The organism is Gordonibacter sp. An230 (genome assembly GCF_002159915.1).
Taxonomy (GTDB): Bacteria; Actinomycetota; Coriobacteriia; order Coriobacteriales; family Eggerthellaceae; genus Rubneribacter.
In genome coordinates this window covers 1-23,299 of record NZ_NFJP01000041.1, presented here as the reverse complement: position 1 = coordinate 23,299, position 23,299 = coordinate 1, and the positions used below count along the sequence as shown (strand labels likewise).

At 67.8% G+C, this 23,299-nt stretch carries 17 protein-coding genes; all 17 read left to right on the top strand.

The genetic code is table 11. The annotated features are described in order from the left end of the window. Positions 1–700: 700 nt before the first annotated feature. The 17 genes from B5F40_RS14870 to rplW all read left to right on the top strand — a co-directional run bounded on the left by B5F40_RS14870 (position 701) and on the right by rplW (position 23,120). A complete protein-coding gene (locus tag B5F40_RS14870; protein ID WP_087195056.1) occupies positions 701–1,309 on the top strand; it encodes a hypothetical protein in 609 nt (202 codons plus the stop codon). A gap of 161 nt (positions 1,310–1,470) precedes the next feature. Continuing rightward, complete coding sequence (acnA, locus tag B5F40_RS14865) at positions 1,471–4,149, top strand: aconitate hydratase AcnA (protein WP_087195055.1); 2,679 nt, start codon at positions 1,471–1,473, stop codon at positions 4,147–4,149. 163 nt (positions 4,150–4,312) lie between these two features. Continuing rightward, on the top strand, positions 4,313–6,310 hold the full coding sequence (locus tag B5F40_RS14860) for a Tat pathway signal sequence (protein WP_087195054.1): 1,998 nt from the start codon (positions 4,313–4,315) through the stop codon (positions 6,308–6,310). Between the two features lie 907 nt (positions 6,311–7,217). After that, positions 7,218–8,111: a hypothetical protein gene (locus B5F40_RS14855; protein ID WP_140396527.1), complete on the top strand. Its 894-nt coding sequence runs from the start codon at positions 7,218–7,220 to the stop codon at positions 8,109–8,111. Between the two features lie 74 nt (positions 8,112–8,185). Continuing rightward, positions 8,186–9,511: a hypothetical protein gene (locus tag B5F40_RS14850; RefSeq protein WP_087195052.1), complete on the top strand. Its 1,326-nt coding sequence runs from the start codon at positions 8,186–8,188 to the stop codon at positions 9,509–9,511. Positions 9,512–10,128: 617 nt separating this feature from the next. Continuing rightward, positions 10,129–10,650, top strand: a complete 522-nt coding sequence (gene rplJ / locus B5F40_RS14845; protein ID WP_087195051.1) for a 50S ribosomal protein L10 — start codon at positions 10,129–10,131, stop codon at positions 10,648–10,650. 87 nt (positions 10,651–10,737) lie between these two features. Next, on the top strand, positions 10,738–11,121 hold the full coding sequence (gene rplL, locus B5F40_RS14840; protein WP_087195050.1) for a 50S ribosomal protein L7/L12: 384 nt from the start codon (positions 10,738–10,740) through the stop codon (positions 11,119–11,121). 1,008 nt (positions 11,122–12,129) lie between these two features. Continuing rightward, positions 12,130–13,008, top strand: coding sequence for a DUF4013 domain-containing protein (locus tag B5F40_RS14830; RefSeq protein WP_087195048.1), 879 nt, complete (start codon positions 12,130–12,132; stop codon positions 13,006–13,008). A gap of 653 nt (positions 13,009–13,661) precedes the next feature. Beyond that, positions 13,662–15,857 (top strand): YgiQ family radical SAM protein, encoded by a 2,196-nt coding sequence (locus B5F40_RS14825; protein ID WP_239443086.1) that lies wholly within the window; start codon positions 13,662–13,664, stop codon positions 15,855–15,857. Between the two features lie 108 nt (positions 15,858–15,965). Next, positions 15,966–17,372, top strand: coding sequence for a uracil-xanthine permease family protein (locus tag B5F40_RS14820; protein WP_087195047.1), 1,407 nt, complete (start codon positions 15,966–15,968; stop codon positions 17,370–17,372). Between the two features lie 739 nt (positions 17,373–18,111). Next, the gene (gene rpsL, locus B5F40_RS14815) at positions 18,112–18,483 is read left to right on the top strand and encodes a 30S ribosomal protein S12 (RefSeq protein ID WP_087195046.1); all 372 of its coding nucleotides are present in this window, start codon (positions 18,112–18,114) and stop codon (positions 18,481–18,483) included. 115 nt (positions 18,484–18,598) lie between these two features. Beyond that, positions 18,599–19,069, top strand: coding sequence for a 30S ribosomal protein S7 (rpsG, locus tag B5F40_RS14810; RefSeq protein WP_087195045.1), 471 nt, complete (start codon positions 18,599–18,601; stop codon positions 19,067–19,069). A gap of 15 nt (positions 19,070–19,084) precedes the next feature. Further along, positions 19,085–21,202 (top strand): elongation factor G, encoded by a 2,118-nt coding sequence (gene fusA, locus B5F40_RS14805; protein ID WP_087195044.1) that lies wholly within the window; start codon positions 19,085–19,087, stop codon positions 21,200–21,202. Between the two features lie 34 nt (positions 21,203–21,236). Beyond that, complete coding sequence (gene rpsJ, locus B5F40_RS14800) at positions 21,237–21,545, top strand: 30S ribosomal protein S10 (RefSeq protein ID WP_009304899.1); 309 nt, start codon at positions 21,237–21,239, stop codon at positions 21,543–21,545. 16 nt (positions 21,546–21,561) lie between these two features. After that, a complete protein-coding gene (gene rplC, locus B5F40_RS14795) occupies positions 21,562–22,182 on the top strand; it encodes a 50S ribosomal protein L3 (protein ID WP_087195043.1) in 621 nt (206 codons plus the stop codon). Between the two features lie 30 nt (positions 22,183–22,212). After that, positions 22,213–22,836 carry a 50S ribosomal protein L4 gene (gene rplD / locus B5F40_RS14790; protein ID WP_087195042.1) on the top strand — a complete coding sequence of 208 codons (624 nt, stop codon included), beginning with the start codon at positions 22,213–22,215 and terminating at the stop codon, positions 22,834–22,836. Next, the gene (gene rplW, locus B5F40_RS14785; protein ID WP_087195041.1) at positions 22,836–23,120 is read left to right on the top strand and encodes a 50S ribosomal protein L23; all 285 of its coding nucleotides are present in this window, start codon (positions 22,836–22,838) and stop codon (positions 23,118–23,120) included. The genes rplD and rplW overlap by 1 nt, the downstream gene beginning before the upstream one ends. Positions 23,121–23,299 lie beyond the last annotated feature (179 nt).

Genomic DNA, 23,299 nt, shown 5'->3' with positions numbered 1-23,299 from the left:
AAGCCCGCCATCGCCGAAAGTACTGCGGGGCAGCCCGCGGGAGGACAGGGCGTCGCGCTCGCGGAGGGCGCTTTTCTTATGTGCGAAGACGCTCGTTCCCAGCCGTTCAAGCGACTGGGGGCGGGTGTCTTTTTCTCTTGCAGGGGGGGGGTGGCGCCTGCGCGTCCCGCGCTCGTTCCGTCGCTTCGGCGCTTGCGCCTTCGCCCCCAAGGAGCCCGTGGCGCCCCGCTCGCCGCCTCGGTGCCCGCGTCTCCGCGCTCGCCGCTTCCGCCTTTCCCTTGGTCCTGCGCCCGCGCTTCGCAACCTCCGCGGCTGATCGCCCGCGGCTCCGAGTCCGCTCCGCGAGCCTGCCGTGCTCGCGTCCCACTCGCTTCGGGTTGGACGGGGCGCCGCCGGTCGGATGCCGAAGCGCGCGGGCGATCAGCCGCGCCCCGCGTCCCGCCGTCTCGCCGCCCTCGTTCCGTCTCCCTGCCCGCTCGCGGCGCGAACGGGGCGCCGCCGCGGGCGCGCGCCGATTCCGCACCGCCTTCGGGAGCGTCGGCGTGATGATGGCCTGTCTCTTTCGTCCTGTTCGTTTCATTCGCGGCTTCGCTGCATTACAATGGGCAATTGACCTTCGCGGGCATGTGCGGGGAGGCGCGGAGCCGTCCCGACGCGGGGTCTTTGAGAACGGAGGCACGATCTGGTGAGCGAGAAAACGGTGAGCGAGAAGACGCAAAGAGCAAAGAGCGTTGTCGAGGAGGCATTCGGCAACGAACGCAAGTTCCATCAGCTAATCGACGCCCTTTCAGGGCCTTCGCGGCGTGACCGTCAGAACGCGGCCGCCGCCCTCGCCTTTTTCTCGAAGGACCACCCCGAGCTCATGGCATCGCACGCCGAGGCCGTGGTGGACGCCCTCAATCGCCCCGAGGCGCGCACGCGGTGGGAGTGCCTCGACATCCTCACCTTGCTCGTCGACTGCGTTCCCCTCGCGTGCGACGAGGCGGTCCCGGGGGCGGAGACGGCGCTGTTCGACGAGGGGAGCGGGCCCTTGCGGCTCGCGGCGCTGCGATTCCTCTGCAAGCTTGGCTCGACGACGGAGGCCCGGTCCGAGCGGGTGTGGCCCCTTGTCGACGAGGCCATCCAGTGCTTTCACGGCGATCTCGAGTTTTCGGACATGCTGTCCGCTGTGACGGACTTCTCCACGGGGGCTTTGTCCCCTCGGGTGAAGAAGGAGCTTGCGGCCCGCATGTCGTTCGACGCCTCGAACAGCAAAGGATCGCTCAAGCGCCGCGCCCAGCAGATCCTCGACAACGTGGGAGGGGCTTGATGCGAACGCGCGCCCGCAGGCGCGATAGGCGCGAAGCGCGCGATGGGCGCGATGGGCGCCCGCAGGCGCGAAGCGCGAGATGGGCGCGCGGCTGATGTGCGCCCCGCAGGCGCGGGGCTTTTGATGGGTATGTGGTTGGAGACGAGAACGAGGGAGACGCGATGACGAACAAGTCGAGCCGTTTCGCCGCCCTGCTGGACGTGCAGGGGACGGCGTACCGTTACTATCCCGTGTCGGCCGTGGCCGGTTCGGAGAAGCTGCCGTACGCGCTGACCGTGCTGCTCGAGAACGTGCTGCGCAACGCCGAAAGCGACGAGGCCGCCGAGGAGCTGGCCGCGCGTATCGTGGCGGCGGGCGCGGCGGGGGAGGTGGGCAGCGAGATCGAGTTCTCGCCCGCTCGCGTGCTGTTCCAGGACTTCACGGGCGTGCCGGTGTTCGTCGACTTCGCGGTCATGCGCGAGGCGTGCGCGCAGCTGGGGGGCGACCCCGCGAAGATCAACCCGCAGATCCCCTGCGACCTCGTGATCGACCACTCGGTGATCGCCGACGAGGCGGGCTGCGCCGAGGCGCTCGAGCGCAACATGGAGCTGGAGTTCTCGCGCAACCGCGAGCGCTACGACTTCCTGAAGTGGGCGCAGCAGAGCTTCGACAACGTGCGCATCGTGCCGCCGGGGGCGGGCATCTGCCATCAGCTGAACATCGAGCAGTTCGCGCACGTTGCGATGACCTCGGACGCTGCGGGCGTCGAGCGCGCGGAGGGCGAGCCGGCCGCCGCCTACTTCGACACGCTCGTGGGCACGGACAGCCACACGCCCACGGCGAACGGCATCGGCGTGCTCGGCTGGGGCGTGGGCGGCATCGAGGCCGAGGCCGCGGCGCTCGGCCAGCCCATCACGACCCTCGTGCCCCGCGTGGTGGGCGTGCGCCTCGTGGGCGAGCTCGCCGACGGCGTGTGCGCCATGGACGTGGCGCTGGCGTTCGCCCAGACGCTGCGCGCGAAGGGCGTCGTGGGGTCGTTCGTGGAGTGCTTCGGCCCGGGCCTCGCGTCCTTGAGCGCCACGCAGCGCGCGTGCATCGCGAACATGACGCCGGAGTACGGCAGCACCTGCACGCTGTTCCCGGTGGACGAGCAGACGCTGTCGTACCTGCGCCTGACGGGGCGCAGCGACGAGCAGGTGGCGCTCGCGGAGGCGTACGCGAAGGCGCAGGGCACCTGGCACGACCCCGCCGCGCCGGAGCGCACCTACGCGGAGGTGATCGAGCTCGACCTGGGATCGGTGGAGCGCTCGCTCGCCGGGCCGTCGCGCCCGCACGACCGCATCCCGCTCTCCGGCATGCACGAGCGCTTCCTCTCGGTGTGCGCCGAGCGGGGGCTTGACAGGGACAGGTGCGCTCTCGTGGAGGTCGACGGCGAGACGTGCGAGATCGGGCACGGCGCGATCGCCATCGCGGCGGTGACGAGCTGCACGACGGCCACCGATCCGCGCATGATGCTGGCATGCGGCCTGGTGGCCAAGAAGGCCGCCGAGGCGGGGCTTTCCCCCAAGCCGTGGGTGAAGACCATCCTCGCGCCGGGCAGCAAGGCCACCGAGCTTCTGCTCGAGCGCGCCGGGCTCATGGAGGGCCTGCGGGCGCTGGGCTTCCACACGTGCGGCTTCGGGTGCATGAGCTGCATCGGCAACTCGGGGCCCGTGGCGGAGGCGCTGCACGACGTGGCCGACGAGTTCGAGCTTGCCAGCGTGCTTTCCGGCAACCGCAACTTCGAGGGGCGCATCTCGCCCGACGTGTCGCAGAACTACCTGGCCTCGCCCGCGCTCGTGGTCGCCTACGCGCTGGCGGGCACGGTTGATGCGGATCTGTCGCGCGACGCGCTCGATGTGGGCGCGGACGGCACGCCGGTCTATCTGGCCGACATCTGGCCGACCGATGAGGAGATCGACGCGCTCATGGCGTCGTGCGTGAACGAGTCGCTGTACGAAGACGGCGCGCGCGGCCTGTACGACGGCGATGCGGCGTGGCGGGAGCTGGGCAGCGAGCCCACCGACACGTTCGCCTGGGACGAGGCGTCCACGTACGTGAGGCGCGCTCCGTACTTCGACGGCATGGCCCGCGAGGCGTCGGCCCCCGCGCCCGTGGAGGGCGCCTACGCGCTCGCGCTCCTCGGCGACTTCATCACGACCGACCACATATCGCCGGCCGGCTCCATCGCCGCCGACTCGCCGGCGGCGCGCTACCTCGACAAGCACGGCGTCGCACCGGCCGACTTCAACACCTACGGCGCGCGCCGCGGCAACCACGAGGTGATGATGCGCGGCACGTTCGCCAACGTGAAGCTGCAGAACAAGCTGGCCGGGGGGAGGAAGGGCGGCTGGACGCGCGACTTCTTGACCGGCGAGGTGCGGCCGCTGTTCGATACGGCCATGGGCTACGAGGCCGCGGGCGCGCCTTCGGTGGTGGTGGCCGGCAAGATGTACGGCAGCGGCTCGTCGCGCGACTGGGCGGCGAAGGGGCCGGCGCTCCTCGGCGTGCGCGCGGCGTTCGCGGAGAGCTTCGAGCGCATCCATCGCAGCAACCTCATCGGCATGGGCATCCTGCCGCTGCAGTTCCAAGAGGGCGAGAGCGCCGAGACGCTCGGCCTCGACGGATCGGAGCGCTACACGGTGTCGCCCATCGACTTCTCGGCCGGCCTTCCCGAGCCGCGCGTGGCGGACGTGACGGCCGAGCGCGCCGACGGGTCGAAGGTCGGGTTCAAGGTGACGGTGCGCGTGGACACGCCGACCGAGGGCCGCTACTACGAGAACGGGGGCATCCTGCCCTTCGTGCTGCGGCAGCTTCTGTGACCTCGCGGTCCCGCCGGGACGAGGCCCGCTGCTCCGGCGAGCGCCGCGCCTGCGCGCGATTGTAAAGACAAGGTAACGGCGGCGCCCGGCTGCGATGAGCGGCCGGGCGCTTTGGTGTATAGTGGGTACTTTAAAGTACGCGAGATTCGGGGAAAGGGATTCCGTGAAACAGACATCCGGGCTCGATGCGCTTCTGGAGGCGCTCAAGCAGTCGGGCATGAACTTCGAGGGAGGCTTTGGCGGCCAAGGGGAAGCAGGCGGTCGGGGCGGGTCCGGCGGCCACGGGGGCGGCGGGTCGCGCCCTCCGCACGTGAACGTGGAGATCCCCTTCGCTGACCGGATGGCATCGTGGGGCAGGAAGGCCCTTATCGTGGCGGCCATCGTCATCGTCATCATCGGTTTGGCCGCCTATTGGTGGTTCCATCCTCCCATCAACATCCACAGCACGGACACCTGGATGTTCGTGACGGTGTTCATCCTGCTGCCGCTGTTCTTGGTGTTCTGGGGCAAATCGCGCGCGTACAAGACGGGCACGAGCAAGGTCGATCCGAGCCCGGGCAAATCCAAGGCGTTCAAGGTGGCGTCGTACGTGCCGGTGCTCGTGGCGCTGGTGGGCGTGGTGGGGGCCGTCGCGTCGCTGTCGATCTTCCCCGGCAACGCCGAGAAGTACGCCAACGTGCTGCAGACCTCCACCGACGACTTCGCCACCGACATCCAGGAGGTGAACTACTCCGAGATCCCGGTCATCGACCGCGACTCCGCCGTCCTTCTGGGCAACCGCGAGATGGGCTCCATCCCCGAGTACGTGAGCCAATTCGAGATCTCACCGCTGTACAGCCAGATCAACTACCAGCAGGAGCCGGTGCGCGTGAGCCCGCTCGGGTACGCCGACCTGTTCAAGTGGTTCACGAACCGCGAGGGCGGCATCCCGGCCTACGCGCTCGTGAACATGACGACGCAGGACGCCGAGATCGTGCGGCTCGACGACAGCCCCATCTACTACTCGGAGTCCGAGCCGCTCGCGCGCAACATCGACCGCCATGTGCAGCTGAAGTACCCCTTCTACATGTTCGACCAGAAGTCGTTCGAGATCGACGACGACGGGCATCCGTGGTGGATCTGCCCGGTGCAGACGCGCACGATCGGCCTGTTCGGCGGCACCACCATCGAGCGCGTGGTCATGGTGGACGCCACCACGGGCGAGTGCCAGGACCTCGCCATCGAGGACGTGCCGCAGTGGGTGGACCACGCCTACCCCACCGACCTTCTGCTCGAGCAGTACAACTGGTCGGGCAAGTACAAGAACGGCTGGCTGAACTCGTTCCTCGGCCAGCAGGACGTGGTGCAGACCACGCCGGGCACCGACGGCAACCAGGGGTACAACTACATCGCCAAGGACGACGACGTGTGGGTGTACACGGGCGTGACCTCGGCCACGGCCGACAACTCCATCGTCGGTTTCGTGCTGATCAACCAGCGCACGGCCGAATCGCACTTCTACTCGGTGGCCGGCGCCACCGAGCAATCGGCCATGCAGTCGGCCGAGGGCCAGGTGCAGAACCTGCGCTACCGGGCCACCTTCCCGCTGCTCATCAACGTGTCGGGCCAGCCGACGTACTTCATGGCCCTGAAAGACGACGCGGGCTTGGTGAAGCAGTTCGCCATGATCGACATCCAGCGCTACCAGAACGTGGCCGTGGGCAACACGGTGGCCGAATGCCAGAAGGCCTACCAGGCGCTCCTCGCCACCAACGGCGTGGTCGCGGAGGGCGAGGGCGCCGATACGGGTTCGGTTGAGAAGACGGGCACGATCCGCAACATCGCGCAGGCGGTGGTGGAGGGCAACTCCCACTTCTACGTGACGCTCGACGGGGAGGAAGGCATCTACGACTTCGCGCTGCCGGGCCTCATCGAGATCGTGGGGTACAAGGAGGGCGACACCATCACGTTCACCTACGCGGAAGCCGATCCGACGAATCCGGTGGAGGAGATCGTCGGCGGGGATGCGCAGGGCGCGCCTAGCGGCGAAGGCTCGGCCGACGCCGCATCGGAGGGCGGGCAGGGGTCCCCGCCCGATGGCGGAGGGACGGCGGACGGGGCGGCCGCCGATACGGCAGCCGAAGCCGAGGCGTCCGGCGATGCGCAAGGCGACGCCGTGTAGGCCATGAGCATTTCGCGGGGGCAGGGCGACCTGCCCCCGTTTCTTTTCCCTGCGGAAGAGCCGCGCATCTGGGGGAAGCGCCGCGCATCTGGGGGAGGCGCGTCAAGGGGGAGGGGGCGATGGCGGGCGCTCTTCGGGCTGCCCCCGGCTTTCGCATGCTCAGGGCGCCCGTGGCTTGTCGAGGCCGCTTGGGGTTCGCCAAAGGGGCGGTGCGCGTTCGGGGGGGGGCATGCTCGAAGGCCTCGCGAAAAAGGAGGGCAGGTGCGAGGGCGTTCGGACCGTTCGCATGGCGGGGGCGCATGTTCGAAGGCCTTGCGAAAAAGAGCGGACGCGGTTGCGAAGCCGCCCCGGGCTGCGCCGACGAGCGGGCGGCGGGCGAGGGGCGCGCGTGCGCGGGCCGGGAGATGCGAGGCCGAGCGCGTGGGGCACGCTCGGTGGCATCCGCGGGGCGCGCGTGCGCGGGCGGGAAGATGCGAGGGCCGGGCCGGATTGCGCCGCGCCTTGCCTCCTGCGCTCGTGCGCTTGCGGCGAGGGCCGGGCCCGATTGCGCCGCCTCCGCTTGCCTGCCCCGGTTGGTTTTGCGCGTTCGGATGCCCGCGGTTTCGCGCCGGCGCGCCCGTGGCCGCGCGGAGTTGGCGCGCCCGTCGTCGGCGGCGCCGGCCCGCCGCACGGGCGCGCTGGCGGTGTCGCACGGCGAACGCCGCAGGCGTGAGCGCCGCAAGGGCCTCGCGCGGACGCGGGGCAGCTCCGGGGTTCGCATGTTTCGGGCGCTCATGTTGATTTTGTTTGTCATGCTCAATAATGAGACGGTACTACTCTCTAATCGAAATGCCTGATACATTTATCCGATAATCGGAAATAGGAGGATGGCGACGTGTCCATTTTCCGCTAGAAGAGTGGAGTGCTCGTGAGTTTCGACAGCGATCATCAAAACGATTCTTTCGTATCGTTCAAGCCGCAGGAGCGTGACGATGGGAAGCAGGCGTTGGTCAAGAAGGCCGCGCCGGCAGTGGGCGCTCTCCTTGTCGGGGGCCTTCTGGGGTTCTTCCTGGCGAGCAGCTTCGGGTGCGGCGCCTTGGGCGTCGGGTCTGCGGATGCCGTCGCCAGCTTCTCCTATGACGGCATCAAGGAGGACGTGCTCCTCGACGACGTCGTGTCGAGCCGGTACGGGACCTACCTGACCCAGGGCGACGACGGGGAGCAGGAGATGCCCACGATGGGAGTGCTGTCGAGCTACGTCACGGACCTGGTGCTGGTGCACGAGGCCAAGGCGGAAGGGGTGCAGGAACCCACCGATGAGCAGCTCAACGCGTTTTGCCAGACCGCTTACGGCACGGCGGACTGGGACCGCATCGCCCAGTCGTACGCAGGTGCCGATGCGTCCGCAGAGGATGTGCGGCAATGGGCGGTCGATTCGTACATGATAAAGGAGCTGAGGAAGAAGGTCACGGGGAAGGAGGGCTATCCCTCCTCCGTCTCCGCGCCCATTCCCCCTGCTGAGGGAGTGTCGGCGATGGATGCCGTGGACGAATCGTACTCCTCTTACGTGATCGCGCTCATGGGCGATGAGTGGGATGCCGCGTCGAACACCTGGGCTCGCCAGGACGGCGAGTTCTTCCAGGCTTTGGGCGGGGAGTCCTTCGATCCCAACAACGTGAGCTACGGTCAGGCGCTCACGGCGTACAACCTTGCTGTTCAGAAATTGGATTCCAACGCGGCGGGCGACGATGGAACTTGGAGCGCTTACGTCAAGGACCTTCAATCCCGCATAAACATCTGCTTTTCCGGTTTTAGCGTATAAGCCTTCGTGAGGAAGGAGGTCGCACTGACTATTTTGGAAAATGTCGGATTCAGAGTTGTGAAGGAGGTAAAGGCATGAGCGCATCATCGAGCTTGCAGCTCAGGCGAATCTCGATCGTCGCTGTGGCCGCGGTTCTGGTCGCGGCGGCGGTGGCCCTGCTGCCAACTCGTCAGGCGCACGCCGCTGAGAGCGTCGAAGAGCATCATCAGTGGGCGAACGTTGCTGGCAGCATGACGTACGGGTTTGGCCAGTACGGCGTTGGGATGTACGATTATTCCATCGGGTCCAGCGAAAAAGGAGAATGGGTTGATGGCGCACACTTTAACGGTGGCGTCAACGACTCTTGGAACGGAACCAGGGTGTTGGCAGAATGGCCGGTGAATGGCCGGAAGTTCCTCGTTGAGGTTGATGGCCAGACGGGTAACAAAGAGATGGTTGGTGTCGATGTCTCTTCCGATGCCTGGGTTACGACCATCAAGGTAGAGTGGGTCAACGAGGTGAGGGGCATCTGGAACTGCATGTCGGGTGTCCGCGTCGCAGCCTACGACGGAAACGGCGTGTTGATCCAAGAACTCTTTAGCGATGTCGCCAACATGCGGTACCTTACGAACAATACGCTGGGTTGGCGTTATCATTCGATCCTTGACATCAACTTGAACATTTACAATGAGACGCAGCCGGTACCGGAGCCAGAGCCGGAGCCGGATCCGGAGGAGCCGGACGTGCCTGTTGAGGAGGAAGAAGAAGGCGATATCACGAGGGACGCCCCCGAGATCAAAATGACCGCTGGTGGAGCTGAGTACCAGTCGGGAACGTGGACCAACAAGCCGGTCACCGTTGAAACCTTCTCCAAGGATTGGAGTGGCGGTTTCTTCCTCGTGCTGAGGGAAGAGCTGGGGGGTGGAATGATCTCCGAGATCGATCGCACCGTCTGGATCACTCCTCCCATCTACCGCGACCCGTACGTGAAGACGGTCATTACGGAGGAGACGCCCGTTGAGGGCATGGGCATCCATTCGGTGCTGACCGACTCCGCCGGACGCAACGTCTCCAACAAGTCCGGATCTATGGTCGTCAAGATCGACACGACGAAGCCCGTGATCAAGGAGGCGTACGTCAACTCGTGGGGCGCGCTCGCTGCAACGGTCACCGACAATCTGAGCGGGGTTTACTCCGTCCAGGCGAAGGGGCTTGGCTCCGAAGAGTACCGCCCGCTGCATGAGATCTCGGTGGAAGGCGCTACCGGCGTGCTTACCATCAGGGCTATCGACAATGCGGGCAACGAGACGTATAAGCTGGTGGCAGTGAAGGACGGCGGCGTCGTTGAACCTTCCGAGCCTCCTGTCGACGGCGGCGATCCCGGCGCGGGCGATGGCTACGAGGCCCAAAGGTCTGCCTAGCTTCAAGTTCGCGTAACGTCGAGTTCGCGCAACATCGGGCCGCTCGAAGCTTTCCGCTTCGAGCGGCCTTTCTCTTTTCCGGCCAAATCCGAGCGCTGCGAAAGGGCGGGGGCGCTTCTTTCCCCGAGGCGGGGAGCGAGGTTGGGCGCGCCTGCGTTGCGGGCGTTTCGCATCCCCGCGGGCCCTCCCTTGCTCGAAGGCGTGGCGTTCGAGAGCGCGCGATCCGGCCCCGGGGCGTATCGCTCCGCGTTCCCCTTTGCGGGCTCGTGTGCGCAAAGGGAGCTAAGAGCTCGGGGCGTCTCGCGCGCCGTCTCTGCGTTTCCTTTGCGGGTTCGTGTGCGGAGGCGCTTGACAAAAGGGGGAGCGGAATTAAAATAAGAGGGCTGCTTCCTCGAGAAGGTGGAAGCGGTGCCGTACTGGATTGTTCCGCTGCCCAAGACAGCAGGTACCGATGAGGTTTAATCGCGACTTGTCGCGGCCCGCCGAGGTGGTTGCAAAGTTTCGCGCTTTGGCGACCCTCGCTGTCTATGCGGACGGCGGGGGTCGTTCCTTTTCTCAGGCGACGATCCCACCCGCGAGGGGCGGAACCCGAGTTTGAGAAGAAGGAGGTGTACCGCATGCCCAATGTGAAGAACCAAGAGACGCTGGTCAAGATCAAAGAGGATTTGGAGGGCGTTTCCGCCATGTGGGTCGTGGACTACCGCGGCCTGACGGTGAAGGAGGTCCAGGCGCTGCGCGCCAGCGTACGCGAGGCCCAGGGCAGCATGAAGGTGTACAAGAACACGATCATGCGCATCGCCCTCAAAGAGATGGGCCTTCCGACGCTCGACAGCATGTTGGAGGGGCCGAGCGCGTTCGTGTTCGCCGGCTCCGACGTGGCTGCCGCGGCGAAGGTCGTGAAGAACTTCGCCAAGGACAACGAAAACCTGGAGATCAAGGGCGGCCTGATGGAGGGCGCCGAGGTGTCCGCCGCCGAGGTGGAGGCCATCGCTTCCCTGCCGTCCCGCGAGGAGCTGCTGGCAAAGATCGCCGGCGCTATCTCCGGCGTCGCTCGCGGCCTGGCCGTTGCGCTCAACGGCGTGCCGAGCGGCTTGGCGCAGGCCACCAAGGCCGTGGCCGACCAGAAGGAAGCTGCCTAAGCGCAGCGCCGGCGGCGTGAGGCGCGCCGCCTGATAGATGAGACGACATGGCCGGGAGGCTCCCGGCCGCTTTGAAAGGAAACGAACATGGCTGTTACGCGCGAAGAGATCATCGAGGCTCTGAAGGAGATGTCGCTGCTCGAGGCTTCCGAGCTGGTGAAGGACATCGAGGAGACGTTCGGCGTGTCCGCCGCCGCTCCGGTGGCCGTGGCCGCCGCTCCGGCCGCCGGCGGTGCCGAGGGTGGCGCCGCTGAGGAGAAGTCCGAGTTCGATGTGGTGCTCGAGGGCTTCGGCGACAACAAGATCGCCGTCATCAAGGTGGTCCGCGAGATCACGGGCCTGGGCCTGAAGGAGGCCAAGGAGGCCGTCGAGGGCGCTCCGAAGGCCATCCAGGAGGGCGTTGCCAAGGACAAGGCCGAGGAGATGAAGGCCAAGCTGGAGGAAGCCGGCGCCGCCGTCACCCTCAAGTAGCCCGACGCTTTCTGCGAGAAGCGATCAGGAGCATCGAACAAGGAGGCCCTGCGGGGCCTCCTTTTCTGTGCAGGGCGGGGGATGCCGCGGCGTGCGAGGGCCGCGCGGGCCGCGGGGGGGGGGCTGCGCGACCCGCGGGGACGTTGCGACTGCGAGCGCCGCGGCCTGTGCGGGTTGCGCGGGTGCCGCGGCCGCGAGCATGGTGCGTGGCAAGAAAGCAAAACGCTGGCGGGATCGCCACTACGCCTGGGCCGCATGGGTGCCGCGACCCGCGAGCGTGGTGCGGGCCGCACGGGCGTCGCGATCTGCGGGCGTAGTGCAGGCCGCACGGGTGTCGCGATCTGCGGGCATGGCGCAGGGCGGGGGATGCCGCGGCATGCGGGCGACCCGCGGGCCGCGGGGGCCGCGACCAGCGCGAGCGCCGCGGCCTGTGCGGGTTGCGTTTTCCGCGCGGGCCGCGGGGGCGGGCGGGGCGGTTTGGCGAAGGCGGCGCCCTCTTTTCCGCGCAGGTCGTGCGGGGATGGTCCTGCGATGCTGGCGGGCGTTTCGCGCATCCCCCCCCCCTTTTTTTTTGCGCGGGCGCGCGGAGGCCGCGCAAAGTGCAAGGGGCGCAGCGACCTCTACGGCATCCCCCTTGCGCGGGCGCGCGGAGGCCGCGGCCTGCGAGCGTCGCGCGAGCGCTGCGGCCTGCGAGCGTGGTGCGGCGGCTTCGCCGCGCTTCGGTGGGGGAGGGGGCGGCTCCTTTTCCGCGTGAACTGAGGAAGTCGCGCTTGAGCGGGGCTTTCCCCCTCGGGTTGGGGGCGCCGCGCTCGGGCGGAGGGCGACGGCCTTTAGCCTGCGCGGGCCGCACGGCGGCTTCGCCGCGCTTCGGCGGAGGGCCCCTCCGCGCGGACGCTCCTATGCGGATCCGCGGAGCTGACAGGTAGCTGACGGAACGGCAACGGAACGCCGGGGCGCGCGCGGACGCGCTTATAGTGGACGGATAGGGACGGAGAGAAGAGGGCTGCCATGCAGACAGGGTATTTCAAAACGGCTTGGCGCGATATCAGGAACTCGCCGGGATGGATCGGCAAGCTGATCCTCCTCGCGCTTGTCAACATGATCCCGGTGTTCGGGCAGATCGTCATGTACGGCTACCTGTTCGGATGGGCGCGCGACATCGCCTGGGGCATCCATGCGCCGCTTCCTCCGAGCATCTTCGGAAACGAGGACGGCGCGCTGTATCGGCGCGGATTCTTCGTGATCGTGATCGCGCTCGTGTGCTGGATCGCGTCCTGGGCTCTCGGGGTGGTGTGGGGCATCCTGACCGGGTTCGGGGCGTTCTGGGCGGCTCGCGGCTGGTTTTCGGCTGCGCTCGGCCCGACGGCGCTGCTGTGGCTGCTGCTCATGGCGTCCGTGGCGCTGGCGTCGCTCTTTTTCTGGGTGGGCGCGATGCGCATGAGCATTTACGGGCGCCTGGCGCCCGGCTTGCAGTTCGGCAGGGTGTGGGCCATGATACGGCACGACCTCTCGGGCCTGCTGCGCATCCTGGGGATGGCGATTCTGCTGCTGGTGGCGACTTATCTCTTCTCATGGGCCATTGTGTTCGCGATCGGGGTGGTGGGAATCATCATGGGCTCCCTTTCCGTATTGCCGGTTGCGGGCGCGGGCGGCTCCGCCATTCTCGCGGTGTTGTTTCTGGGGCTTACGGCGCTCATGCTGGTTCTGTTCGCGGGGTGCGTTGTGCTCTCGATGGCGGGGGTCGTGTTCGCGATGGCCATGGTCGCGCGCTCCTTGGGATATTGGGCGCAGCAGTTCGACGTGCCGTCATGGCGAGGGCAGGATGATCCGATGCCCTTCGAGCTGGAGGGCAGGTCGCGTCCGGGACAGGTGCCGCCGACGGCGTGAGGCGGTCCGGGCCGCTCGAGCCGCGCGAGCGCGCCCGGCGACGTCGGTGCCGGGCGCGGGCGTCGTCGAGGCCGCGGGCCGGTGGGGCTGGCGCAGGGCCGTGCCAAGGCGGCGGGGCCGCAGGCCGCTTTGGGCGGGTCCGTTGGGTTTGCGAGGCGTTTTCGAGCCGCCGGGCGCGCGTCCGGCGGCTCGTCGTGCGGAAGGGGCGATCTGCCTGCGCGCGGCGGCCGGCGCGGGGCTGCCGGACGCTCGCGTGCGCCCGATGCGCGGGAGCGCAAGGGCCTCGAGGGCGCGGGGGCTCGAGGGGGCGCCGGAGGCCCGGGGCGCGGGGCTTGCGGACCCGTCGGAGGTTCGCGGGCGGGTGGCGGCGGGCTGCCGGGAGGCTCGCCGGCGCGGGGCGCCGCGGATCGCGCCCGAGGGCCGCGCGCTCTCCTGAGGCGCGCGGGCTTGGGGGCGGCTCGCCGGCCGGGCCCCCGGGGGCTTCCGGGCCCGGGGGCTGCCGGACGCTCGCGCCCATGGCCGGTTTGCGGGCTCTCGCGCCCGGGGGCGCGGTGGGGTTTTCGTTTGGACGGGGCGTCGTTGGCGCTGTCGGGCGCGCGATGCCGTATCGTGGTGGGGTACGGTCGGGCGCAGGCGAGGGAAGGACGGCATCCGTGGCGCAGGGGTTTCTGCCGACGACGCGTCGGGAGATGGAGGAGCGCGGCTGGGATCGGGTTGATTTCGCGTACGTGTCGGGCGACGCGTACGTGGACCATCCTTCGTTCGGGGCCGCCATCATCACGCGGCTTCTGGAGGCGCGCGGCTACCGCGTGGGCGTGATCGCGCAGCCCGACTGGAACGACCCGGCGTCGGTCGCGGAGTTCGGCGAGCCGCGCCTGGCGTTCCTCGTTTCGGCGGGCAACATGGACTCCATGGTGAACCACTACACGGTGGCGAGGAAGCGCCGCCGCACCGACGCGTACTCGCCGGGCGGCAAGGCGGGGCTGCGGCCGAACCGCGCGGCCGTGGTGTACTCCAACCTGATCCGCCGCACGTTCAAGCAAACGCCCATCGTGCTGGGCGGCATCGAGGCGAGCTTGCGGCGGCTTGCGCACTACGACTACTGGTCCGACAGGCTCAAGCGCTCCATCCTGCTGGATTCCGGCGCCGACCTCGTGAGCTTCGGCATGGGGGAGCGCTCCATCGTGGAGATCGCCGACGCGCTGGACGCGGGGCTTTCCATCGCGGATCTCACCTTCATAGACGGCACCGTGTACCGCGCCCGCTCCCTCGAGCATGTCTACGACGCGGTGATGCTGCCCTCGTTCGACGAGATCTCGGCCGACAAGCTGGCCTACGCGCGCAGCTTCGCGGCGCAGTACGCCAACAGCGACCCCTTCACGGGCAAGCGCCTCGTGGAGCCGTACTCCGACCGCGAGTTCGTCGTGCAGAACCCGCCCGCGGCCCCGCTTTCTCAGGCCGAGATGGACGCGGTGTACCGGCTGCCGTATGCGCGGGCCTACCATCCGCGCTACGAGGCCGCGGGCGGCGTGCCCGCCATCAAGGAGGTCAAGTTCAGCCTGACGAGCAACCGTGGCTGCTTCGGCGAGTGCTCGTTCTGCGCGCTCACGTTCCATCAGGGGCGCATCGTGCAGGCGCGCAGCCACGACTCGATCATGGAGGAGGCGCGGGCCCTGATAGCCGACCCGGACTTCAAAGGCTACATCCACGACGTGGGAGGCCCGACGGCGAACTTCCGCGCGCCGGCGTGCGCCAAGCAGGCGGAGCACGGCGCGTGCCGCAACAAGCGCTGCCTCGCGCCCGAGCCGTGCTCGCGCCTTGTGGCCGATCATGGCGACTACCTGGAGCTTTTGCGCCGCTTGCGGAAGCTGCCGGGCGTGAAGAAGGTGTTCGTGCGCTCGGGGATCCGCTTCGACTACGTGCTGGCCGACCGCGCCCACGGCGACGAGTTTTTGCGCGAGCTGGTAAAGCACCACGTGAGCGGCCAGCTGAGGGTCGCGCCCGAGCATGTGTCAGACGCGGTGCTGGCCGTGATGGGCAAGCCGCGGAGGCTCGTGTACGAGCGATTCTGCGAGCGCTACGCGCGCGAGAACGAGCGGCTGGGCGCGAAGCAGTACCTCGTGCCGTACCTGATGTCGTCGCATCCGGGCTCGACGCTCGACGAGGCCATCGAGCTGGCTGAGTACTGCCGCGACCTCGGCTACATGCCCGAGCAGGTGCAGGATTTCTATCCCACGCCGGGCAGCATGTCCACGGCGATGTACTACACCGGCGTGGACCCCCGCACGATGGAGCCGGTCCACGTGCCGAAGAGCCCGCACGAGAAGGCGCTTCAGCGCGCGCTCATCCAGTACCGCGATCCGAAGAACCGCGAGCTGGTTTTGGAGGCGCTTCGGCGGGCGGGGCGCATGGATCTGGTGGGCTTCGGCCCGAAGTGCCTCGTGCGTCCCGAGAAGGCGCGCGACAAGGGCCGTTCGGGAGGCGGTCGCAAAGGCGCGGGCGCGCGGGGCGACGCGCGGCCGGCGAAGGGGAGGGGCCCCGGCGAGGGGGCGGCCCCTCGCCAGGGCGCGAAGGGGGCTGCGGCGCGCGGCGCGAAGGGCCGTCCGGACGCGCCCGGGGCCGCGGGCCGGGCTCAGGCTCGGCGCGACGGGAGCTTTCGAGGCGCCGCAGGCCGCGGGGACGGCTGGGACGCGGCGGGCGGCGCGGGCGCTCAGGGCGCTGGCGGACGCCGCGCGGGCGGCCGGGGAGCCGCGGGCGGGCGGGATGCCGCGGGCCGCGGCGGATCGCGAGGCGGCCGGGGAGCCCCGGGCGGTCGTTCGGGGAAAGCCGGCGGCCGTCGTCGGGATTGAGGCCGCGCGCGGGCGCGCTTTGTGGCACAATACGAACGGTCGTCTCGGATTCTTCGAGGTCGGACGGCCGCGACGCGACGGAACTCGACAGACAAGGGGACTTTCGACATGAGCGAGACGAACGCCGTGCCAACCATGGGGGTCAAAGACAGCCCCGACGCCATCTACGACGCGCGCACGCTCGGCGCGCCCAAGATGGCGGTGTTCGGCCTTCAGCACATGTTCGCGATGTTCGGCGCCACCATTTTGGTGCCGACGCTGACCGGGCTGTCCGTGTCGGCGACGCTTCTGTTCGCCGGCTTGGGCACGCTTTTGTTCCACTTCACGTCCAAGGGCAAGGTGCCCGCGTTTCTGGGGTCGTCGTTCGCGTTCATCGCGGGCTATGCGGCCATCGCGCCGAACGGCGAGGCCGACCTCCTGCCGTACGCCTGCCTGGGCGTTGCGTGCGCGGGGCTTCTGTACCTCGTGCTGGCGGCGTTGTTCCGCGTGTTCGGCCCCGCGCGCGTCATGCGGTTCTTCCCCCCGGTGGTGACGGGCCCCATCGTCATCTCCATCGGACTCATCCTTGCGAGCTCGGCCATCGAGAACGCCTCGACGAACTGGCTTGTCGCGCTGGTGGCCGTCGTCATCATCGTGGCGGCCAACATCTGGGGCAAGGGCATGGTGAAGATCGTTCCCATCTTGCTGGGCGTGGTGGGGTCGTACGTGGTGGCGGCCGCTGCGGGCGAGGTCGACTTCGGCGGGGTGGCCGAGGCCGCGTGGGTCGGGCTGCCGGTGGCGTGGGACGACACGGCGTTCTCCGTGCTCGGGGCGAATTTCGACGCCGGGCTGGCCATCACGGCTGTCATCACCATCGTGCCGCTCGCCTTCGCCACGATGATCGAGCATATCGGCAACGTGTCGGCCATCAGCTCCACCTGCAACCGCAACTACATCTCCGAGCCGGGGCTGCACCGCACGCTGTTGGGCGACGGGCTGGCCACCGTGCTCGCGGCGCTGTTCGGCGCGCCTGCCAACACGACGTACGGCGAGAACACGGGCGTGCTGGCGCTGACCCGCGTGTTCGATCCGCGCGTCGTGCGCATCGCGGCGCTGTTCGCCATCGCGCTGTCGTTCTGCCCGAAGTTCGCGGCCGTCATCGCCGCCATGCCGTCGTGCGTGATCGGCGGGGTGTCGCTCGTGCTGTACGGGATGATCTCGGCGGTGGGCATCCGCAACCTCGTGGAGAACCGCGTGGACTTCACGAAGAGCCGCAACGTGCTGATCGCGGCGCTGGTTTTGGTGCTGTCGCTGGGCATCGCCTACAGCGCGGCCGGAGCCATCGTGATCGCGGTGGGCGGCGTGTCCGTGTCGCTGTCGGGGTTGGCCGTGGGGTCGATCGCGGGGATCGTGCTCAACATCGCGCTGCCAGGGCACGAGTACGTGTTCGGCGAGGCCGGGGGCAGCGACGCCGAGGGGCCGCTGCCGCTCGAAGGGAATTTGGAGGACCTCGAGGAGATGGCCGCGCGCGGCTAGGCGCGCGGCGTGGGGCTGAGGGGCCGAATGCCCCGAGGCCGCCGCATGCGAGCCCGGCCAGGCGCGAGGAGGGGCGTGCGCGCCCGGCAGGGCTGCGAGGGGGCGCCGCGCGCGAGCTCGGCAGGGCTGCGAGGGGGCGCGAGCCCCATCCGGCTGCGAGGGGCCGCGGGACGGCGCTCGGCCAGGCGGCGAGGGGCCGTCGCGCGCGAGCCCGTCGGGCGAGAGGCGGCCGGGGCGGCGCTTCGCGAGGCGAGGGGAGGAGCGGACCCGGCCAGGCGCGAGGAGGGGCATGCGATCCTCCTCGCCGCTGACTGCCGCCGGCGCGGTATCCTGCAAGGCGAGAGGCTGTCGGCGCGCCCGGCCCGGCGGCGAGGGGGGCGGCCTGGTCGTCGGCGCGCGGGCGCCTGTCCCGGCTGCGAGGGGCGCGCGGGCCCGGCGCGGCGGCGGGGGTGTGCGAGCCCCATCCGGCTGCGAGGCGGGCGCCGCGCGCCCGGTTCGGTGCGGAATATTTTTCGAATTGCGCAAGCGACAGGGGGAGCGACACTCTTCCGCATGCTTTTCCACCTGCGAAAACGTTTGTCAAGAGGGATAGATACGCCCGGATGCGTGGCGTTTGACAACGCCGAGTGCGGATGGTAGAGTTCTCGTTCGCGTCCTTTGAGGATGCTTGTTTTTGCGTGCGCATCAGCTGAGCGCACACGAAAACGCCGAACACGCAAGAGGTAGAAGGAGAGAAACTTTGGCTACCGTTAACCAGCTGATCCGCAAGGGTCGCAAGGAGTCGGTCAAGAAGAAGAAGACCCCCGCGCTCAAGGGCAACCCGCAGAAGCGCGGCGTGTGCACCCGCGTGTACACGACCACGCCGAAGAAGCCGAACTCGGCTCTGCGCAAGGTGTGCCGCGTGCGTCTCGTCAACGGCATGGAGGTGACCGCCTACATTCCGGGCATCGGCCACAACCTGCAGGAGCACTCGATGGTGCTCATCCGCGGCGGCCGCGTGAGGGACCTCCCTGGTGTGCGCTACAAGGTCATCCGCGCTGCGCTCGACTGCGCCGCCGTGGACAACCGCAAGCAGGCTCGCAGCCGCTACGGCGCCAAGCGCCCGAAATAAGTAACCGTTAAGTCGCGCGGGCCGCAGCCGTCATCGCCCAAAGGGGGCGCGGGCGGGGTCTAATGGGTGGAAGGAAAGCCGCCCGGAAGCGCGCAGGAGCAAGAAGGAGTATTACATGCCGCGTCGTGCAGCAGCAGTCCGCCGCGAAGTGCAGCCGGACGCCCAGTACAACAACCGCCTCGTCACGCAGCTGATCAACAAGATCCTGCTCGACGGCAAGAAGTCCGTGGCCGAGAACATCGTCTACGGCGCGTTCGCCATCATCGAGGAGAAGACCGGCGGCGACCCGCTGGCCGTCTTCAAGAAGGCTATGGACAACGTGCGCCCCACGCTCGAGGTCAAGCCGAAGCGCGTTGGCGGCGCCACCTACCAGGTGCCGATGGAGGTCAACTCCCGTCGCGCCACCACGCTCGCGATCCGCTGGATCGTCGACTTCTCGCGCAAGCGCAAGGAGCACACGATGAAGCAGCGCCTCGCCGCCGAGATCATGGACGCCGCCGAGAACACGGGCGCGTCGGTGAAGAAGCGCGAGGACCTGTACAAGATGGCCGAGTCGAACCGTGCGTTCTCGCACTACCGCTTCTAAAGGAGGACTCGCCTCATGGCAAAGATCGACCTGAAGGATACGCGCAACATCGGCATCATGGCCCACATCGACGCGGGCAAGACGACGACGACCGAGCGCATCCTCTACTACACGGGCAAGACCCACAAGATCGGCGAGGTGCACGACGGCGCCGCGACGATGGACTGGATGGTGCAGGAGCAGGAGCGCGGCGTGACCATCACCGCCGCCGCCACCACGTGCTTCTGGAAGTACCCCGGCGGCGCTGCCGACGGCAAGGAGTACCGCTTCCAGATCATCGACACGCCCGGCCACGTTGACTTCACGGCCGAGGTCGAGCGCAGCTTGCGCGTGCTCGACGGCGCGGTCGCGGTGTTCGACGCCGTGGCCGGCGTGCAGCCGCAGTCCGAGACGGTGTGGCGCCAGGCCAGCCGCTACGGCGTGCCGCGCATCGCCTACATCAACAAGTACGACCGCGTGGGCGCCGACTTCTTCCGCGCGATCGAGACGATGAAGGACCGCCTGGGCGCGCCGGCCGTGGCCGTGCAGATGCCCATGGGCGCCGAGGACGGCTTCTGGGGCGTCATCGACCTGGTCACCATGACGGCTTGGGACTTCAAGGCCGACGAGAAGGGCATGACGTATCCCGAGGCTATGGACGCCATTCCGGCCGAGTTCGCCGACGAGGCCGAGCTGCACCGCCAGGAGCTGCTCGAGGCTGCCGCCGACTGCGACGACGCGCTCATGGAGAAGGTGCTCATGGAGGAGGAGGTGACGGTCGAAGAGCTGAAGGCCGCCATCCGCAAAGGCACCATCGCCTGCGAGATCCATCCCGTGTTCGTGGGCTCGTCCTACAAGAACAAGGGCGTGCAGGAGCTGCTTGACGGCGTGGTGGACTACATGCCCTCGCCGATCGACATCCCCGCCATCAAGGGCACGAACCCCGAGACTGGCGAAGAGGACGAGCGCCGCGCCGACTTCAAGGAGCCGTTCAGCGCGCTCGCGTTCAAGATCATGACCGATCCGTTCGTGGGCAAGCTGACCTACCTGCGCGTGTACTCGGGCAAGCTCGAGTCCGGTTCGTACGTGGTGAACGCCTCGAAGGATAAGAAGGAGCGCATCGGGCGCCTTCTGCAGATGCACTCGAACCAGCGCGTGGACATCGACGGCTGCGCCGCGGGCGACATCGTCGCGGTCGTGGGCCTGAAGGACACCTCCACCGGCGACACGCTGTGCGACGCCGACCATCCGATCATCCTCGAGTCCATGGAGTTCGCCGAGCCGGTTATCGACATCGCCGTCGAGCCGAAGACGAAGGCCGAGCAGGACAAGATGGGCATCGCGCTGCAGAAGCTCGCCGAGGAGGACCCGACGTTCCGCGTGTCCACCAACCAGGAGACGGGCCAGACCATCATCGCCGGCATGGGCGAGCTGCACCTCGAGATCATCGTCGACCGCCTTCTGCGCGAGTTCAAGGTGGAGGCGAACGTGGGCAAGCCGCAGGTCGCCTATCGCGAGACGGCCACGAAGCCGGTTATGAACGCCGAGGGCAAGTTCGTGCGCCAGTCCGGCGGTCGCGGCCAGTACGGCCATGCGATCATCAACATGTATCCGCAGGAGCCGGGCAAGGGCTACGAGTTCGAGAACAAGATCGTGGGCGGCGTCGTGCCGAAGGAGTACATCACGCCCATCGACAAGGGCATCCAGGAGGCGCTGAACTCCGGCGTGCTCGCGGGCTACCCGGTCGTCGACATCAAGGTCGAGCTCATCGACGGCTCGTACCACGAGGTTGACTCGTCCGAGGCGGCGTTCAAGGTGGCCGGCTCCATGGCCATCAAGGACGCGCTCAAGAAGGGTTCCTCGGTCATCCTCGAGCCGATGATGGCCGTCGAGGTGGAGACGCCCGAGGAGTACATGGGCGACGTCATGGGCAACCTCTCCAGCCGTCGCGGCCAGATCCAGGGCATGGGCGACCGCGGCAACGCCAAGACCATCAAGGCGAAGGTTCCGCTGTCCGAGATGTTCGGCTACGCCACCGACCTGCGTTCCACGACGCAGGGCCGCGCTTCGTACACGATGCAGTTCGATAGCTACGAGGCTGTGCCGAAGAACGTGGCGGAGGAAATTATCAGCAAGGCCGGCGGCAACGCCTAAGGCGTGCGCGCGAGCATTATTGGAGGTAAGGTAAGTGGCTAATCAGAAGATTCGCATCCGTCTCAAGGGTTACGACCATGAGATCGTGGACCAGTCCACGAAGCTTATCGTCGACACCGCCCAGAAGACGGGCGCCAAAGTGTCCGGTCCCATTCCGCTGCCGACGGAGCGCAACCTGTACTGCGTCGTCAAGGGCCCGCACGTCGACAAGGATTCGCGCGAGCAGTTCGAGATGCGCACGCACAAGCGCCTCATCGACATCTTGGAGCCCACGCCGAACACGGTGGACTCCCTGATGCGCCTCGATCTCCCTGCCGGCGTCGACATCGAGATCAAGCTGTAAGGGGGCATCGCGAACCATGATCAACGCAATCTACGGTAAGAAGATCGGCATGACCCAGATCTTCAACGAGGACGACCGCGTCGTTCCCGTGACGGTCATCCAGGCCGAGCCGAACAAGGTGTGCCAGGTGAAGACGAAGGCCACCGACGGCTACGAGGCCGTGCAGCTGGGCTTCGGTGCCATCAAGGAGAAGAAGGTCAACAAGCCTATGGCGGGCCATTTCGCCAAGCAGGGTGCCCAGCCGGTGCGCTACCTGCGCGAGGTGCGCGTCGAGGACGCCTCCGAGTACAAGGTGGGCGACGAGCAGACGGTTGCCGCGTTCGCCGACGTGAAGAAGGTGGACGTCCAGGGCACGTCGAAGGGCAAGGGCTTCGCCGGCGTCATGAAGCGCTGGGGCTTCGGCGGCGGTCCGGGCGGCCATGGCGCGCACTTCCATCGCGCGCCCGGTTCGGTGGGCCAGTGCGCCACGCCGTCCCGCGTGTTCAAGGGCCTCAAGCTTCCGGGTCACATGGGCTGCGACACGGTGACCGTGAGGAACCTGGAAGTCGTCCGCATCGACGAGGAGCAGAACCTCATCCTCGTCAAGGGCGCGATCCCCGGCAGCAAGAACGGCATCGTCCGCGTCCGCATGGCGTAGCCGACGTAACCTCAAAGGAGCTTTCACATCATGACGACGATCGATATCAAAGACGTGAGCGGGAAGAAGGCCGGCTCTGCCGACCTGGCCCCCTCCGTGTTCGGCATCGAGCCGAACGTGCACGTCATGCACCACGTGGTTCGCGCGCAGCGCGCCTCGTGGCGTCAGGGCACGCATGACACCAAGACGCGCGGGCAGGTGCGCGGCGGCGGCAAGAAGCCGTGGCGCCAGAAGGGCACCGGCCGCGCCCGCCAGGGTTCCATCCGCTCTCCCCAGTGGACGGGCGGCGGCACCGTGTTCGGGCCGCATCCGCGCTCCTACGCGATGAAGGTGAACAACAAAGAGGTCAAGCTGGCCATGCGCTCGGCCCTGTCTGCCAAGCTGGCCGACGGCGAGCTGCACGTGGTCGACACGTTCCCCTTCGAGAAACCCCGCACGAAGGACGCCGTGGCGTTCCTGAAGGCGTTCGGCCTTGAGGGCCGCACCACGGTGGTGGTGTGCGACGACGACGTGAACACCTACCTGTCGTTCCGCAACATCCCGAAGGTGAACATCCTGCCGGTCACGGAGGCGAACACCTACGAGCTTATCGACAACAAGGCGCTCGTGTTCACAGCCGACGCCCTCAAGCGCATCGAGGAGGTGCTCGCATAATGAAGGATCCCCGCGAGATCATCATCCGTCCCGTCATCACGGAGCACAGCTATGATCAGATGGAGAAGAACACCTACACCTTCGAGGTGGCCAAGGACGCCAACAAGATCGAGATCCGCCAGGCCATCGAGGCTATCTTCGATGTGACGGTGGTGAAGGTGAACACGCTGAACGTGAAGTCCAAGCCCAAGCGCGTGCGTTACCAGCTGGGCAGGACCCGCACGTGGAAGAAGGCGATGGTCACCCTCAAGGAAGGCGACACGATCGAGCTGTTCGCCAGCTAGGGTGCTTGCGCCGACGGCGCGAATGTTTGAAGGGCCTCGGACGGTTTTCCGTCCGGGGCCCTTTTTGCGTTATGGAGTAGTGGCGTTGTCGTTGTGCGGGCTTTCGGGTGTGCGCCTTCGGGCGTGCGTTGGTGCGCTGGGCGCGATGAGCGGCGGGGGCGTGCTCGGCGCGCGTGGAG

Excerpts from the sequence above, each read along its gene's own strand:
- rpsG (WP_087195045.1), top strand. The coding sequence starts at position 18,599 with ATGCCGCGTCGTGCAGCAGCAGTCCGCCGCGAAGTGCAGCCGGACGCC.
- acnA (WP_087195055.1), top strand. The coding sequence starts at position 1,471 with ATGACGAACAAGTCGAGCCGTTTCGCCGCCCTGCTGGACGTGCAGGGG.
- rplJ (WP_087195051.1), top strand. The coding sequence starts at position 10,129 with ATGCCCAATGTGAAGAACCAAGAGACGCTGGTCAAGATCAAAGAGGAT.
- rplW (WP_087195041.1), top strand. The coding sequence starts at position 22,836 with ATGAAGGATCCCCGCGAGATCATCATCCGTCCCGTCATCACGGAGCAC.
- B5F40_RS14830 (WP_087195048.1), top strand. The coding sequence starts at position 12,130 with ATGCAGACAGGGTATTTCAAAACGGCTTGGCGCGATATCAGGAACTCG.
- B5F40_RS14820 (WP_087195047.1), top strand. The coding sequence starts at position 15,966 with ATGAGCGAGACGAACGCCGTGCCAACCATGGGGGTCAAAGACAGCCCC.
- rplL (WP_087195050.1), top strand. The coding sequence starts at position 10,738 with ATGGCTGTTACGCGCGAAGAGATCATCGAGGCTCTGAAGGAGATGTCG.
- B5F40_RS14850 (WP_087195052.1), top strand. The coding sequence starts at position 8,186 with ATGAGCGCATCATCGAGCTTGCAGCTCAGGCGAATCTCGATCGTCGCT.
- rplC (WP_087195043.1), top strand. The coding sequence starts at position 21,562 with ATGATCAACGCAATCTACGGTAAGAAGATCGGCATGACCCAGATCTTC.
- fusA (WP_087195044.1), top strand. The coding sequence starts at position 19,085 with ATGGCAAAGATCGACCTGAAGGATACGCGCAACATCGGCATCATGGCC.
- rplD (WP_087195042.1), top strand. The coding sequence starts at position 22,213 with ATGACGACGATCGATATCAAAGACGTGAGCGGGAAGAAGGCCGGCTCT.